This is a genomic window from Burkholderia sp. Ac-20353, from assembly GCF_017104785.1.
Lineage (GTDB): Bacteria > Pseudomonadota > Gammaproteobacteria > Burkholderiales > Burkholderiaceae > Burkholderia.
On record NZ_JAAGPL010000217.1, the window covers coordinates 1 to 13398 of the forward strand.

Consider the following 13398-nt stretch of genomic DNA (forward strand, 5'->3'; position numbering starts at 1 on the left):
GCGGTCGTGCATCTCGCGGCCCGCGCGCACGTCACGCAGGACGACCCCGCGCTGACCTACCAGGTCAACATCGCCGGCACGCGCAACCTGCTCGCCGCGCTCGCGGGCCTCGACCGCCGCCCGTCCGCGGTGCTGCTCGCGAGCAGCGCGAACGTCTACGGCAATTCGACGCCCGGCGTGCTCGACGAAAGCGTCGCGCCGGCGCCCGCGAACGACTACGCGGTCAGCAAGCTCGCGATGGAATATGCGGCGAAGCTCTGGTTCGACCGGCTGCCGATCGTGATCGCGCGCCCGTTCAACTACACGGGCGTCGGCCAGAGCGAAGCGTACCTGCTGCCGAAGCTCGCCGCGCACTACGCGCGCAACGAATCACGCATCTCGCTCGGCAATCTCGACGTGAGCCGCGATTTCTCCGACGTGCGCGACGTGACGGCCGCCTATCTGCGGCTGATCGAAGCCGCCCCCGCCGGCGAGACGTTCAACGTCTGCGCGGAACGCGCGTATTCATTGAAGGAAGTGCTGGCGATGCTGTCGCGCATCGCGGGCTACGTGATCGACGTGACGGTCGACCCGCGCTTCGTGCGGCACAACGAAGTGAAGAGCCTGAGCGGCTCGCGCGACAAGCTGCGGCGCGCGGTGGGCGAACTGCCCGTCACGCCGCTCGACGAGACGCTGCGCTGGATGGTGGACGCGATGCGCGTCATGCCGGTCGTGCACGCCTGACCGGTTCTACCGCGGCCGGCCGGGCGCGTGCCCGGCCTGCCGTCCTGCCCGGCACGATGCCGGCCGGCGTGGCGAGCGCCACGCCGCGATCCGCCGACGGTCTCTACGAACTCGCGCTCAGCGGCCGAGGCCGCGCGCGAGATCGTTGCGCAGGTCGGTCGCGTTCTCGAGACCGACCGCGAGACGGATCAGCCCTTCGGTGATCCCCGCCGCCGCGCGCGCTTCCGGCGTGATGCGTGCGTGCGTGGTCGTCGCCGGATGGGTGATCGTCGTGCGCGTATCGCCGAGGTTGCCGGTGATCGAGATCAGCTTCGTGCTGTCGATCACGCGCCATGCATTCGCGCGCTGCTGCTCCCGCGTGTCGCCCTTCAGCTCGAACGACACGATCGCACCGCCCGCCTTCTGCTGCCGCTTCGCGAGTTCATGCTGCGGATGCGATTCGAGGCCCGGATAGAACACGCGCGCGACGGCCGGATGCGAATCGAGCCACTGCGCGATTTCCAGCGCGTTCGCCGACTGGCGCTCGACGCGCAGCGACAGCGTCTCCATCCCCTTGAGCAGCACCCACGCGTTGAACGCGGACAGCGTCGGCCCCGCGCTGCGCACGAACGGGAACACCTTGCCCATGATGAATTCCTTCGAGCCGACCAGCGCGCCGCCGAGCACGCGGCCCTGGCCGTCGAGGAACTTCGTCGCCGAGTGCATCACGACGTCCGCGCCGAGCTTCAGCGGCTGCTGCAGCACCGGGCTGCAGAAACAGTTGTCGACGACGAACAGCGCCTTCGCACCCTTCGCAATCCTGCCGATCGCCTCGATGTCGGCGAGCTCCGTCAGCGGGTTCGACGGCGTCTCGAGGAAGAACATCTTCGTGTTCGGACGCACCGCTTCCTGCCACGCGTTCAGGTCGGTCGGATCGACGAAGGTCGTCTCGATGCCGAACTTGCTGAAGATCTGCGAGAACATGCCGAGCGTCGAGCCGAACAGGCTGCGCGAGCTGACGAGGTGGTCGCCGGCCTGCAGCGCGGCCATCACGACCGACATGATCGCCGCCATCCCCGATGCGGTCGCAATGCACGCCTCGCCGCCCTCGAGCGCCGCGAGACGCTCCTGGAACATCGTCACGGTCGGGTTCGTGAAGCGCGAATACGTGAAATAGTCTTCCGAGTTCGCGAAGCGCTCGGCCGCTTCGGCCGCGCTCTTGAAGCAGAAGCTCGACGTGAGGAACAGCGCTTCCGAATGCTCGTTGAAGTCGCTGCGCAGCGTGCCTGCGCGCACGGCAAGCGTATCGAAGTTGAGGGAGTCGTCCATGTTCCGTTTTCCGTTTTCGATGTCCGTGCTGCGCCGCACGGACCAGACCAAACAAAAAAGCCCGCTATGCGTCGGCATCAGCGGGCTTCGGTGCGGTACGACAGCGGTCGACTCGGGCCGGCTGCCGCCGGCCTTCGCTTTAGCTGTTTTGGGAAGTCGCCCCGCGTCCGCAAGCTGATATCAAATCGACGCAAGGCCACATCCTATCACGCCTCTACGACAGCGTGTGTCGGCGTCACTCGACCGACAATTGCAGGTTCATCTGCGAACGGGCTGCGTCGCCGCTCGTGTCGCGATCGGCCTGCGACGCCGGCGCGAGACGCGCGCGCTCGATCGAATCGAGATACTCGGGCGTCACGTTGCCGGTGATGTAATTGCCGTCGAAGCACGACGCCTCGAAGCCCTCGAGCTTCGGGTTGATGTCGCGCACCGCGCGGCGCAGATCGTCGACGTCCTGGTAGATCAGGTAGTCGGCGCCGATGATCTTCGCGACTTCGTCGTCGGTGCGGCCATGCGCGACGAGTTCACCGCGCGTCGGCATGTCGATGCCGTACACGTTCGGGAACTTCACGGGCGGCGCCGCCGACGCGAAGATCACCGACTTCGCGCCCGCATCGCGCGCCATCTGCACGATTTCATGCGACGTCGTGCCGCGCACGATCGAATCGTCGACGATCAGCACGTGCTTGCCCTTGAACTCGATGCCCATCGCGTTGAGCTTCTGGCGCACCGACTTCTTGCGCACGGCCTGGCCCGGCATGATGAACGTGCGGCCGACGTAGCGGTTCTTGAAGAAACCCTCGCGATACTCGACGCCGAGCTTCGCGGCGACCTGCATCGCGGCCGGCCGCGACGAATCGGGAATCGGCATCACGACGTCGATCGGCACGTTCGGCAGCTCGCGCTTGATCTTCTCGGCGAGATAGTCGCCCATGCGCAGCCGCACGTTGTAGACGGGCACGCCGTCGAGGCACGAATCCGGACGCGCGAGGTACACATACTCGAACATGCACGGGTTGAGGCTCGGCGCGTCAGCGCATTGCTGGCTGTGGAAATTACCGGTGTTGTCGATGAAGACCGCTTCGCCCGGCTTCACGTCGCGGACGAATTCGAAGCCGATGCCCTCGACCGCGACCGATTCCGACGCGAGCATCCACTCGGTGCCGTGCTCGGTCTCGAGCTTGCCGATGCAGAGCGGGCGGATGCCGAACGGATCGCGGAATGCGAGCAGGCCGTGGCCGGCGATCAGCGACACGATCGCGTACGAACCCTCGACGCGGCGGTGCACGCCGGCGACCGCCTTGAACAGCGCGGTCGGGTCGAGCTCGAGGCCCGTCGTCGACAGCTGCAGCTCGTGTGCGAACACGTTGAGCAGCACCTCGCTGTCGGAATTGGTGTTGATGTGCCGGCGGTCGATCCGGAACATCTCGTCCTTCAGCTGCTTCCAGTTCGTCAGGTTGCCGTTGTGCGCGAGGATGATCCCGAACGGCGCATTCACGTAGAACGGCTGCGCTTCCGCCTCGCTCGACGCCGAACCGGCCGTCGGGTAACGCACCTGGCCGATCCCGGCCGTGCCTGGCAGGCTGCGCATGTTGCGCGTGCGGAACACGTCGCGCACCATGCCGTTCGCCTTGTACATGTGGAAATTGCTGCCGTCCGCCGTCGCGATGCCCGCCGCGTCCTGACCGCGATGCTGCAGCAGCAGCAGGCTGTCATAGATCAGCTGGTTGACCGGGGATTGGGAGATAACGCCTACGATGCCGCACATGGCATGTCCTTCAAGATGACAAAAACGGTTCCTTCCTGCGCCGGCCGCACGCTCATACGCGCACGTACTGGGCCATGCCGTCGGGCAGGAGCGACTTCAGCTCGTGCACGCCCTGTTCGGCGGCGGGACGCAAAAGCGCATTGCGCCAGAATTCCTGTTTGGGCAGCTCGGTCAGCCCGGCTGCCGCGACCAGCAGTACCACGAGCACCGCGCCACGCACGAGCCCGAACATCATGCCGAGCGACCGGTCGATGCCGCCGAGGCCCGTCACCTGCGCGATCCGCGACAGCAGCGCGTTCGCGACGCCGGCAACGAACACGACGCCGATCACGAGCAGCGCGAACGAGAGCACCCACTGCGTCAGCGCGCCGCCTGGCCAGGTCGCCGGCACGTACGGCACGACATACCCGACGTAGCGGCTCGCGATCACGATCGCCGCGATCCAGCCGATCAGCCCGAAAATCTCCGACACGAAGCCGCGCCACGCACCGCGCAGCGCCGACAACACGATCACCGCCAATACAGCGTAGTCGAAAGCAGTCAGCATTGCGCGTTACTGGGTCAACCCGGCTTCGCGCACTTTCGCGATCGCCGCGGACGCCGCCGCGCGATCCGCGAACGGACCCGCACGCAGCTGCGCAGCCGTGCTGCCGTCAGCCTGCTTGCGATGCTCGACATATGCGGGCACGCCCGCCGATTTCAACTTCGTTGCCCATGCGCGAGCCGTCGCGTCGTCCTTGAACGACCCGAGCTGCACCGCGAACCGCGCACCGGCCGGCGACGATGGCGTCGCGTCGCTGCCGTCCGCGCCAGCCGTGTTCGCGACGGGCGCAGGTGCGGGCTTCGGCGCGGCCGGCTTGGGCGCGGCTTTCGGCGCGACGCTTGCCGTCGTCGTGGTGTCGGGGTTTGCGGCCGGCTTCTCAGCCTGGTTCGCTGCCGGCTTCTCGGCCAGGTTCGCAGCCGGGTTCGCCGCGGGCTTGCCGGCGTCCTTCGCTGCCAGTGCGGCCGCAGGCGCCGCGGCCACAGCCGTGTCGGACGATGCGGACGGCTCGTCGTGCGCGACGCCCGCCTGCACGTCGGACGCGTCCTCGTCACGCGGCGCGGCCGCCTGATGCGACGGCCGGTTCGGGATGTCGATCGAGATGTCGTCGGTCACCGGCTTCGGGTGCGAGTCGAGCACCATCGGCAGCACGATGACGGCGGCCACCACGAGCGCGATCGCGCCAACGAGGCGCCGGCGCGCGCGTTGCTTTTCTGGAAGGGTCGGATCGAGGAGCAGTGCGTCCGCTTCCGGACGCTGCTCGGTGCGGCGCGAGCGTCGTTCGACGCGCTCGGTACGCTCTGTACGCTCGTTGCGTACGTTCCGGGAGGCCCCGGTACGACCGCCGCGCCGGGTGGGCGCGTCGTCGTCTTTTTTGCCGAACGAGAAAATTCCCATGAATGGCTGAGTCCGAAACTGCCCGTCAGTCAGTGTTGCTGCGATTTACGATAGGCCATCACGCCGGCTACCGTATGGAAACTGCCGAAAACCACGATTCTATCATTCTCGGATGCTCTTTTTAGTGCATCGCGAAACGCATCGGCCGGCGACGTGTAGCGGGCGATGCTGGAATCGGGGCCATTCTCGACGCCCGCCTTGTGCAGCGCGGCTTCGAGCTGCTCGGCGCTCGCCGCGCGCGGCAGCGGCAGGTCCGTCACGCACCAGTGGTCGATCTCGCCCTTCAGGTGGTGCAGCACGCCATCGATGTCCTTGTCGTGCATCGCGCCGAACACCGCGTACGTATACGGGAAGAAGCCCATGTTGCCGAGGTTCTGCGCGAGCACGGCCGATGCATGCGGATTGTGCGCGACGTCGAGCACGATCGCGGGCTTGCCCGGCAGCACCTGGAAGCGCCCCGGCAGCTCGACGTTCGCGAGCCCGAGCCGGATGTCCTGCGCCGACACCGGCAGCACCGCGCGCAGCGATTCGAGCGCGGCGAGCGCGGCCGACGCATTGATCAGCTGGTTCGCGCCGCGCAGCGCCGGATACGCGAGCGCCGGATAGCGCTTGTCGCGGCCGAGGTAGCTCCACTGCTGGCGCTCCGTGCCGGGCTGCGCCTCGCAGCGGAAATCGCGGCCGACGAGCCACAGATCCGCGCCGATCGCATCGGCGTGGTCGATCAGCGTTTGCGGCGCGGCCGGATCGCCGCAGATCGCGGGCTTGCCCGACCGGAAGATCCCCGCCTTCTCGAACGCGATCTTCTCGCGCGTGTCGCCGAGGTATTCGGTGTGGTCGATGTCGATGCTCGTGACGATCGCGCAATCGGCATCGATGATGTTCACCGCGTCGAGGCGGCCGCCGAGGCCGACTTCGAGGATCACCGCATCGAGCCCGCGCGACGCGAACAGGTGCAGGATCGCGAGCGTCGTGAATTCGAAATACGTGAGCGACACGGGCTCGGGCAGCGCATTGCGCGCGGCCTCGACGGCCTCGAAGTGCGGCAGCAGCTCGTCGTCGCCGACCATCTCGCCGTTCACCCGCGCGCGCTCGTTGAACGTGAGCAGGTGCGGCGACGTGTGGCAGCCGACCTTGTAGCCGGCACGCACGAGGATCGTCTCGAGAAACGCGCAGGTCGAGCCCTTGCCGTTGGTGCCGCCGACCGTGATCACGGGGCACGCGAATTCGAGCTGCAGCGCCGCCTTGACCTTGCCGATACGGGTGAGGCCCATGTCGATGCCGACCGGGTGCGCGCGCTCGAGATGCGAAAGCCACGCGTCGAGAGTGGGAAAAGTGCTCATCGTATGAATACGTGAATCGGTACCGCCACTACGCCAAAAAACGAAGCGCGCCGCCTGGCGGATAAGCCAGGCGACGCGCGCGGTTCAAAGTCCTGTCCCTGCGAGCCCTGCGCCGATCAGGCCAGCGCGTCGGCCGGCTGACGCTGCAGCAGCGCGAGCAGTTGCGCGATCTCGTCGCGCATCTTGCGGCGGTCGACGATCATGTCGATCGCGCCCGTCTTCAGCAGGAATTCCGCGCGCTGGAAACCTTCCGGCAGCTTCTCGCGCACCGTCTGCTCGATCACGCGCGGGCCGGCGAAGCCGATCAGCGCCTTCGGCTCGGCGATCACGACGTCGCCGAGGAACGCGAAGCTCGCCGACACGCCGCCCATCGTCGGGTCGGTCAGCACCGAAATGAACGGCAGCTTGGCTTCCGCGAGCTTGGTCAGCATCGCGGTGGTCTTCGCCATCTGCATCAGCGACAGCAGGCTTTCCTGCATCCGCGCGCCGCCCGAAGCGGTGAAGCAGATGAACGGCACGTGCTGCTCGAGCGCGTTCTGCGCGCCGCGCGCGAAGCGCTCGCCAACCACCGAGCCCATCGAGCCGCCCATGAACGAGAACTCGAAGCAGGCAGCCACGACCGGCAGCGTGTGGATCGCACCGCCCATCACCACCATCGCGTCGGTCTCGCCCGTCTCGTCCATCGCTTCCTTCAGACGATCGGGATACTTGCGGCTGTCCTTGAACTTCAGCGTGTCGACCGGCACGATTTCCTGGCCGATTTCATAGCGGCCTTCCGGATCGAGCAGCCCGTCGAGGCGCTCGCGCGCGCCGATGCGCATGTGGTGATCGCACTTCGGGCACACGTGCAGGTTCGCGTCCACGTCATTGCGATACAGCACGGCCTCGCAGGACGGGCACTTGACCCACAGTCCCTCCGGAATGCCCTTGCGGCTTTTCGGGTCGGTCTGCTTGATCTTCGGCGGCAGCAGTTTGTCGAGCCAGCTCATCGTATGGTTTCCTGTTCCGTCGCAGGCCGGGCAACATGCACCCGGGCCTGCTTTCATCTGTTGTTTATGCGGCCGTCTTGCCCGCGCCGTCCAGCGCGGCGCGCAGCTCGGCGATGAACGCCTTCAGCGCGGCGACGGCGCCGTCCGGCGCGGCGCTCTCGAGGAGCTGCACCAGACGGCTGCCGATCACGACGGCGTCCGACACTTCGGCCACCGCGCGCGCCGTTTCGGCGTCGCGGATCCCGAAGCCGACGCCCACCGGAACCGGCACACGCGACTTGATGGCCGGGATTTTACCCGCAATGCTCGAAACATCCAGATTTCCGGCACCGGTCACGCCCTTCAGCGACACGTAATACACGTAGCCGCTCGCGATCTTGCCGACGTCCGCGATGCGTTCGTCGGTCGACGTCGGCGCGAGCAGGAAGATCGGATCGATCTGCGCGGCGCGCATTTTTTCCGCGAACACGCCTGCTTCTTCCGGCGGATAGTCGACGACGAGCACGCCGTCGACACCGGCCGCATGCGCTTGCGTCGCGAATGCATCGACACCCATCCGCTCGATCGGATTCGCATAGCCCATCAGCACGACGGGGGTTTTCTGGTTGGTCTCGCGGAAGCGCTTCACGTCGGCGAGCACGCTCTTCAACGTGACGCCGCGCGCAAGCGCACGTTCGGACGAGCGCTGGATCACGGGGCCGTCGGCCATCGGGTCCGAGAACGGCACGCCGAGCTCGATCACGTCCGCGCCGCCTTCGGCGAGCGCGTGCATGAAGTCGACGGTCTTCGCGGGGTCCGGATCGCCCGCGGTAATGAACGGGATCAGGCCCTTGCGGCCTTGTTCGGCGAGTGCGGCGAAGGTCTGCTGGATACGGGACATGGCAATTTTCCTGAATGCGTTGGCGAGATGGCGGCGCGTCTCACGCGCACGCCTGCGCAGCGAGCGCGGCAATGCGCTCGTGCGCGATCGCGCAATAACTTTCGTTGATCTCGTAGCCGACGAAGTCGCGCCCCTGCCGTGCGCAGGCCACCGCGGTCGTGCCGCTGCCCATGAACGGATCGAGCACGCGGCCGCCCGGCGGGCAGCTTGCGAGCACCATTCGCTCGATGATTTCCAGCGGCTTCTGGGTCGGATGATCGACGCGCTCCGCGTGCTGCCGGTGCAGGCGCGAGACCGACCAGACGTCCTTCGGGTTGTAGCCCATCTCCAGCCACTTGCTGCCTTCGAACAGCTTGCGCGAGCGGGCCTTCTTCGTGTCGGCGTCGTACGGAATGCGGACCGGATCGAGATCGAAGTAATACGCCCTGGAAACCGCGAAAAAGCCGATGTTGTCGTGCACCGACGTGAAACGGCGCGTCGTGCCGCCCATGCTCGGCACGCGCCGGTCCCAGATGATCTCGTTGATCATCGTGAGCTGCGTCTTCAGGAAACTGAAGATTTCCGGCGCGTACTGCCACGTGCAGAAGATATACATCGACCCGCTCGGCTTCAGCTTCGGAATCGCGAGCTCGAGCCACTCGCGCGTCCACGCGAGAAAATCGTCGCCCGAACGCTTGTCCGAGTCGTTGCCGTAGTCCTTGCCGAGCCCGTATGGCGGATCGGCGACGATCAGGTCGATCGACGCGTCCGGCAGGTGCGCGGCTTCGGTCATGAAATCGCGGTTGTGCAATTCGATGCCGGCACGCAGCGCGCGCGGCGCCGCGACGGCGGCTTGCACCGCCTCCGCTTCGCTCGCGGCGCCGCCCGCCGGCTCTTCGATCAGGTCACGCATCGGTCGGGGTCAGAGTTCGATGCCCGATCGCTCGGCGACCGTGTGCATGTCCTTGTCGCCGCGGCCCGACAGGTTGACGAGCAGGATCTTGTCCTTCGGCAGCGTCGGCGCGAGCTTCACGCCGTATGCGATCGCATGGCTCGATTCGAGCGCGGGGATGATCCCCTCGATCCGGCAGCAGTCGTGAAACGCCTTCAGCGCTTCTTCGTCGGTGATGCCGACGTACTGTGCGCGGCCGCTGTCCTTCAGCCAAGCGTGCTCGGGGCCGACGCCCGGATAGTCGAGGCCCGCCGACACCGAATGCGTCTCGATGATCTGGCCGTCGTCGTCCTGCAGCAGGTACGTGCGGTTGCCGTGCAGCACGCCCGGGCTGCCGGCGATCAGCGACGCCGCATGATGGCCCGTGTCGATCCCGTCACCCGCCGCTTCGACGCCGATCAGCTGCACCGACGTGTCGTCGATGTACGGATAGAAGATGCCCATCGCGTTCGAGCCGCCGCCGACACACGCGATCACCGCGTCCGGCTGCCGGCCTGCGAGTTCCGGCATCTGCACCTTGCATTCGTCGCCGATCACACGCTGGAAGTCGCGCACCATCATCGGATACGGGTGCGGGCCCGCGACCGTGCCGATGATGTAGAACGTGTTCTCGATGTTCGTGACCCAGTCGCGCATCGCTTCGTTCAACGCGTCCTTCAGCGTACGCGAGCCCGATTCGACCGGCACGACCGTCGCGCCGAGCAGCTTCATCCGGTACACGTTGGCCGCCTGGCGGCGCACGTCTTCCGAGCCCATGTAGACGACGCATTCCATCCCGAAGCGCGCGCAGATCGTCGCGGTCGCGACGCCGTGCTGGCCCGCGCCCGTCTCGGCGATCACGCGCTTCTTGCCCATCCGCTTCGCGAGCAGCGCCTGGCCGATCACGTTGTTGATCTTGTGCGCGCCGGTGTGGTTCAGGTCTTCGCGCTTCAGGTAGATCTGCGCGCCGCCGAGCGTGTCGCTCCAGCGTTGCGCGTGGTAGATCGGCGACGGACGGCCGACGAAGTGCTTCAGCTCGCGCTCGAATTCGGCGACGAAGTCGGGATCGTTCTGGAATTTCGCATACGCTGCGCGCAGTTCGTCCAGCGCGTGAATCAGCGTTTCGGCGACGAACGTGCCGCCATACGGGCCGAAGTGGCCGCGATCATCAGGAAGGTTGTACATGGTGTCACTCTCGATCGGTCGGTGCGCCCCACTTCGGGGCCGCACCGGCTTGCATCACTTGGCGTCCGCTTCGCGCACCGCGCGCACGAACGCCGCCATCCGGGCGTGATCCTTCACGCCCTTGGCGCCCTCCACTTCGATGCCGCTGGAGACATCGACCGCAAACGGGCGCAGCTGACGGATCGCATCACCGACGTTTTGCGCGTTCAAGCCACCACTCAAAACGGCCCGATGCGCGAGCTCTGCGGGAATAAGTGACCAATCGAAGACCTTGCCGCTGCCGCCGTAGTCCGGCACGAGGGTGTCGAACAGGAGGCCGCGCGCTTTCGAATAATGAAGACCCGATTCTACCAAATCGGCCGATTGCGTCGAGGGGCCGACGCGCACCGCGCGAAGCCACGGCAGCCGTGCCGCGCGGCCCAGTGCGTCGCATTGCTCGGGCGTCTCGTCGCCATGGAATTGCAGCAGCGTGAGCGGCACGTCGCGCACGACGGCCTCGATCTCGTCGACGGTCGCGTTCACGAACAGGCCGACGACCGACACGAACGGCGGCGCGAGGCGCGCGAGCTCGGCGGCCTGCGCGATCGTCACCGCGCGTGGGCTCTTCGGATAGAACACGAGGCCGATCGCGTCGGCGCCGAGCGCCGCCGCGTGCAGCACGTCCTCGGGCTTCGACAGGCCGCACAGCTTGATGCGCGTGCGCGGCGGCAGGCCGGCCGGTGCGGCGGCGGGAGCGGGAGAAAGCGCGTTGTCGGTCATGTTTGTGGATCCAGATCAGCCCAGACGCCGCTCCACGGCACGCTGCCGAGCTGCGCGGGCGGGACGGCGAATTCCGCAGGATAGCCGACATGGGCCAGATACAGCCCGTCTGCCATGAAGGTGGGCGCCGCGCGGTTGCGGTCGCGACCGGCCAGCACGTCCGCGAGCCATTCCGCCGGATAGCGGCCGCGCCCGACCGCGACGAGGCAGCCCATCAGGTTGCGCACCATGTGGTGCAGGAACGCGTTTGCGCGGAACCGGAAATGGATGAAGTGCCCCGCGCGCCGGATGTCGATCTGGTAAAGGTGCTTGACCGGCGTCTTCGACTGGCATTCCGACGAGCGGAACGCCGAGAAGTCGTGCTCGCCAATCAGGTGCGCGGCGGCTTCGCGCATCGCGTCGTCGTCGAGCGGCGTGTGGATCCAGCCCGCGCGCTCGGCCAGCATCGGCGAGCGCACCGGATGCACGTACAGCGCGTAGTAATAGGTCCGCTCGAACGCCGAGAAGCGCGCATGGAACGCGTCCGGCATCGGCTTCGCCCACTGCACCGCGACCGTCGACGGCAGGAACGCATTGGTACCGCGAACCCACGAGAAATCCGTGCGGTCCAGGTCGGTATCGAAATGCACGACCTGCCCGAGGCCGTGCACGCCGGTGTCGGTCCGCCCCGCCACCGTCGTGTGCAGTGGCGTCTGGCCGAATTCGGCCAGCGCGCGCTCGAGCGCGTCCTGCACGGTCTTGCCGTGCGGCTGCGACTGCCAGCCGCAGAACGCCGCGCCGTCGTATTGGATGCCCAGCGCGATCCGCATTACGCTTCGTCCGCCAGTTTCGCCAGCAGCGCGCGCGCATCGTCGCGCGTCGCGGCATCGTTCGCGTCGACGACTTCCTCGAGCAGCGTCCGCGCGCCGGACAGATCGCCCAGTTCGACGTACTCGTGCGCGAGATCGAGCTTGTTGCGCGCGATGCGCACGAGTTCTTCCGGCGTCAGCGCCGGGAGAACCGCGCCGGCCGCGGCCGGCAGGTCGAGATCGAAATCGAGCTTCAGCGCGCCGAATTGCGCGCCGCCGAGCGGCGCAAGCGTCGGCGCCACCGCCGGGGCCGGGGCCCCGGCTTGACCGGACGGCGCGTCGTCCGCGTCCCATTCGAGGTCGTCCTCGTGGTCGGCCTGGTTTTCCGGGGTCGGATGCGAAGCACCAATTGGCGGGCGTGGGGCGGCTTGACCGTTAGTTGCGAATACTGCGCTAACAGGAAGGTCGTCCGATCCCGGTGCGTCATGGGCCGGCGCAGAGGACACGCCCGGCGTGCGCGGCGGCAGCGGCATGTCGAGGCTGTTCAGCGCAGTGATCGCGCTCTGCATCATCGCCTGCTGCGAGTCGGCCGCCGACGGGGCAGCCAGCGCAGGTTGCGGCGCAGGTTGCGCAGCCGGCGTCGACGTGACGTCGACCGGCAAGCTCACGGCGGCATCCGCCGCGCCCGGCACCGCCTCGTGTGCCGCGCGATCGTCACGCTGCGGCTCGACAGCCGGCACCGAGGGCTCTGCTTCTTGCGTGTCGTGCGCTTCGTCGACCGGCAGGCTGGCGGCGGCATCCGCCGTGCCCGGCACTGCCTCGCGTGCCGCGCGATCGTCACGCTGCGGCTCGACAGCCGGCACCGAGGGCTCTACTTCTCGCGTGTCGTGCACGTCGTGCGCTTCGTGCGGCGTTTCATGCGTTTCATGCGTTTCATGCGTTTCATGCGTTTCATGCGCTTCATGCGCTTCGTGCGCTTCGTGCGCTTCCGCCGCCTCCGCTGCCGCGGCCGTCGCGACCGCCAGATACACATCCGCCGCCGCGTCGCGCGACACCGGCATTTCCGGCTGGATCGGCAATTCCGGCGCGGCGGACGGCGTCATGTCGTCCGCGCCGGATGCGCCCGTTGCAGCCGCCGCAGCCGTCGTGGCCGCAACGGCGTCGCGCCGGGCCTTCCGGCGCTTGCGCCACATGAAGCCTGCGATCAGCACCACTGCGGCCGCACCGCCAGTGGAAACCGCACGCCAATCGATCTGCGCGGCGGCGCCCGTCGTCGACGGCGCGGCAACAGGCTCGGCAGCCGCGGCAGG

At 67.3% G+C, this 13398-nt stretch carries 13 protein-coding genes; 1 reads left to right on the forward strand and 12 read right to left on the reverse strand.

Annotation, left to right across the window (positions count from 1 at the left end):
* Nucleotides 1-723, forward strand: a 723-nt coding sequence (locus G3N94_RS34775; RefSeq protein WP_205798483.1) for a GDP-mannose 4,6-dehydratase, incomplete at its 5' end; no start/stop codon positions are given.
* A gap of 117 nt (nt 724-840) precedes the next feature.
* On the opposite strand, the gene G3N94_RS34780 is transcribed toward G3N94_RS34775, so the two are convergent.
* From G3N94_RS34780 to G3N94_RS34835, 12 genes are all read right to left on the reverse strand, one after another.
* Nucleotides 841-2031 (reverse strand): O-succinylhomoserine sulfhydrylase, encoded by a 1191-nt coding sequence (locus tag G3N94_RS34780; RefSeq protein ID WP_205798485.1) that lies wholly within the window; start codon nt 2029-2031, stop codon nt 841-843.
* Nucleotides 2032-2266: 235 nt separating this feature from the next.
* Nucleotides 2267-3799: an amidophosphoribosyltransferase gene (gene purF / locus G3N94_RS34785; RefSeq protein WP_205798487.1), complete on the reverse strand. Its 1533-nt coding sequence runs from the start codon at nt 3797-3799 to the stop codon at nt 2267-2269.
* Nucleotides 3800-3851: 52 nt separating this feature from the next.
* Nucleotides 3852-4346 carry a CvpA family protein gene (locus G3N94_RS34790; protein WP_205798489.1) on the reverse strand — a complete coding sequence of 165 codons (495 nt, stop codon included), beginning with the start codon at nt 4344-4346 and terminating at the stop codon, nt 3852-3854.
* Between the two features lie 6 nt (nt 4347-4352).
* Nucleotides 4353-5237 carry an SPOR domain-containing protein gene (locus G3N94_RS34795; RefSeq protein WP_205798491.1) on the reverse strand — a complete coding sequence of 295 codons (885 nt, stop codon included), beginning with the start codon at nt 5235-5237 and terminating at the stop codon, nt 4353-4355.
* Between the two features lie 29 nt (nt 5238-5266).
* Nucleotides 5267-6577 carry a bifunctional tetrahydrofolate synthase/dihydrofolate synthase gene (gene folC / locus G3N94_RS34800; protein ID WP_205798493.1) on the reverse strand — a complete coding sequence of 437 codons (1311 nt, stop codon included), beginning with the start codon at nt 6575-6577 and terminating at the stop codon, nt 5267-5269.
* A 116-nt stretch (nt 6578-6693) separates the two neighbouring features.
* Entirely contained in the window at nt 6694-7566 is an 873-nt protein-coding gene (gene accD / locus G3N94_RS34805; RefSeq protein ID WP_006484412.1) for an acetyl-CoA carboxylase, carboxyltransferase subunit beta, read from the reverse strand.
* A gap of 64 nt (nt 7567-7630) precedes the next feature.
* Nucleotides 7631-8446: a tryptophan synthase subunit alpha gene (gene trpA / locus G3N94_RS34810; RefSeq protein ID WP_205798495.1), complete on the reverse strand. Its 816-nt coding sequence runs from the start codon at nt 8444-8446 to the stop codon at nt 7631-7633.
* 40 nt (nt 8447-8486) lie between these two features.
* Nucleotides 8487-9338, reverse strand: a complete 852-nt coding sequence (locus G3N94_RS34815; RefSeq protein ID WP_205798497.1) for a site-specific DNA-methyltransferase — start codon at nt 9336-9338, stop codon at nt 8487-8489.
* Nucleotides 9339-9347: 9 nt separating this feature from the next.
* Nucleotides 9348-10541, reverse strand: a complete 1194-nt coding sequence (gene trpB, locus G3N94_RS34820) for a tryptophan synthase subunit beta (protein WP_205798499.1) — start codon at nt 10539-10541, stop codon at nt 9348-9350.
* Between the two features lie 54 nt (nt 10542-10595).
* The gene (locus G3N94_RS34825; RefSeq protein WP_205798501.1) at nt 10596-11300 is read right to left on the reverse strand and encodes a phosphoribosylanthranilate isomerase; all 705 of its coding nucleotides are present in this window, start codon (nt 11298-11300) and stop codon (nt 10596-10598) included.
* Nucleotides 11297-12109 (reverse strand): tRNA pseudouridine(38-40) synthase TruA, encoded by an 813-nt coding sequence (gene truA, locus G3N94_RS34830; RefSeq protein ID WP_205798503.1) that lies wholly within the window; start codon nt 12107-12109, stop codon nt 11297-11299. Before truA ends, G3N94_RS34825 begins: the two co-directional genes overlap by 4 nt.
* The coding region (locus G3N94_RS34835) for a FimV/HubP family polar landmark protein (RefSeq protein WP_277398593.1) at nt 12109-13398 on the reverse strand (1290 nt) is incomplete at its 5' end. The genes G3N94_RS34835 and truA, both read right to left, overlap by 1 nt.

Coding starts and splice junctions, on each gene's coding strand:
- G3N94_RS34780 (WP_205798485.1), bottom strand. CDS start 2,031: ATGGACGACTCCCTCAACTTCGATACGCTTGCCGTGCGCGCAGGCACG.
- purF (WP_205798487.1), bottom strand. CDS start 3,799: ATGTGCGGCATCGTAGGCGTTATCTCCCAATCCCCGGTCAACCAGCTG.
- G3N94_RS34790 (WP_205798489.1), bottom strand. CDS start 4,346: ATGCTGACTGCTTTCGACTACGCTGTATTGGCGGTGATCGTGTTGTCG.
- G3N94_RS34795 (WP_205798491.1), bottom strand. CDS start 5,237: ATGGGAATTTTCTCGTTCGGCAAAAAAGACGACGACGCGCCCACCCGG.
- folC (WP_205798493.1), bottom strand. CDS start 6,577: ATGAGCACTTTTCCCACTCTCGACGCGTGGCTTTCGCATCTCGAGCGC.
- accD (WP_006484412.1), bottom strand. CDS start 7,566: ATGAGCTGGCTCGACAAACTGCTGCCGCCGAAGATCAAGCAGACCGAC.
- trpA (WP_205798495.1), bottom strand. CDS start 8,446: ATGTCCCGTATCCAGCAGACCTTCGCCGCACTCGCCGAACAAGGCCGC.
- G3N94_RS34815 (WP_205798497.1), bottom strand. CDS start 9,338: ATGCGTGACCTGATCGAAGAGCCGGCGGGCGGCGCCGCGAGCGAAGCG.
- trpB (WP_205798499.1), bottom strand. CDS start 10,541: ATGTACAACCTTCCTGATGATCGCGGCCACTTCGGCCCGTATGGCGGC.
- G3N94_RS34825 (WP_205798501.1), bottom strand. CDS start 11,300: ATGACCGACAACGCGCTTTCTCCCGCTCCCGCCGCCGCACCGGCCGGC.
- truA (WP_205798503.1), bottom strand. CDS start 12,109: ATGCGGATCGCGCTGGGCATCCAATACGACGGCGCGGCGTTCTGCGGC.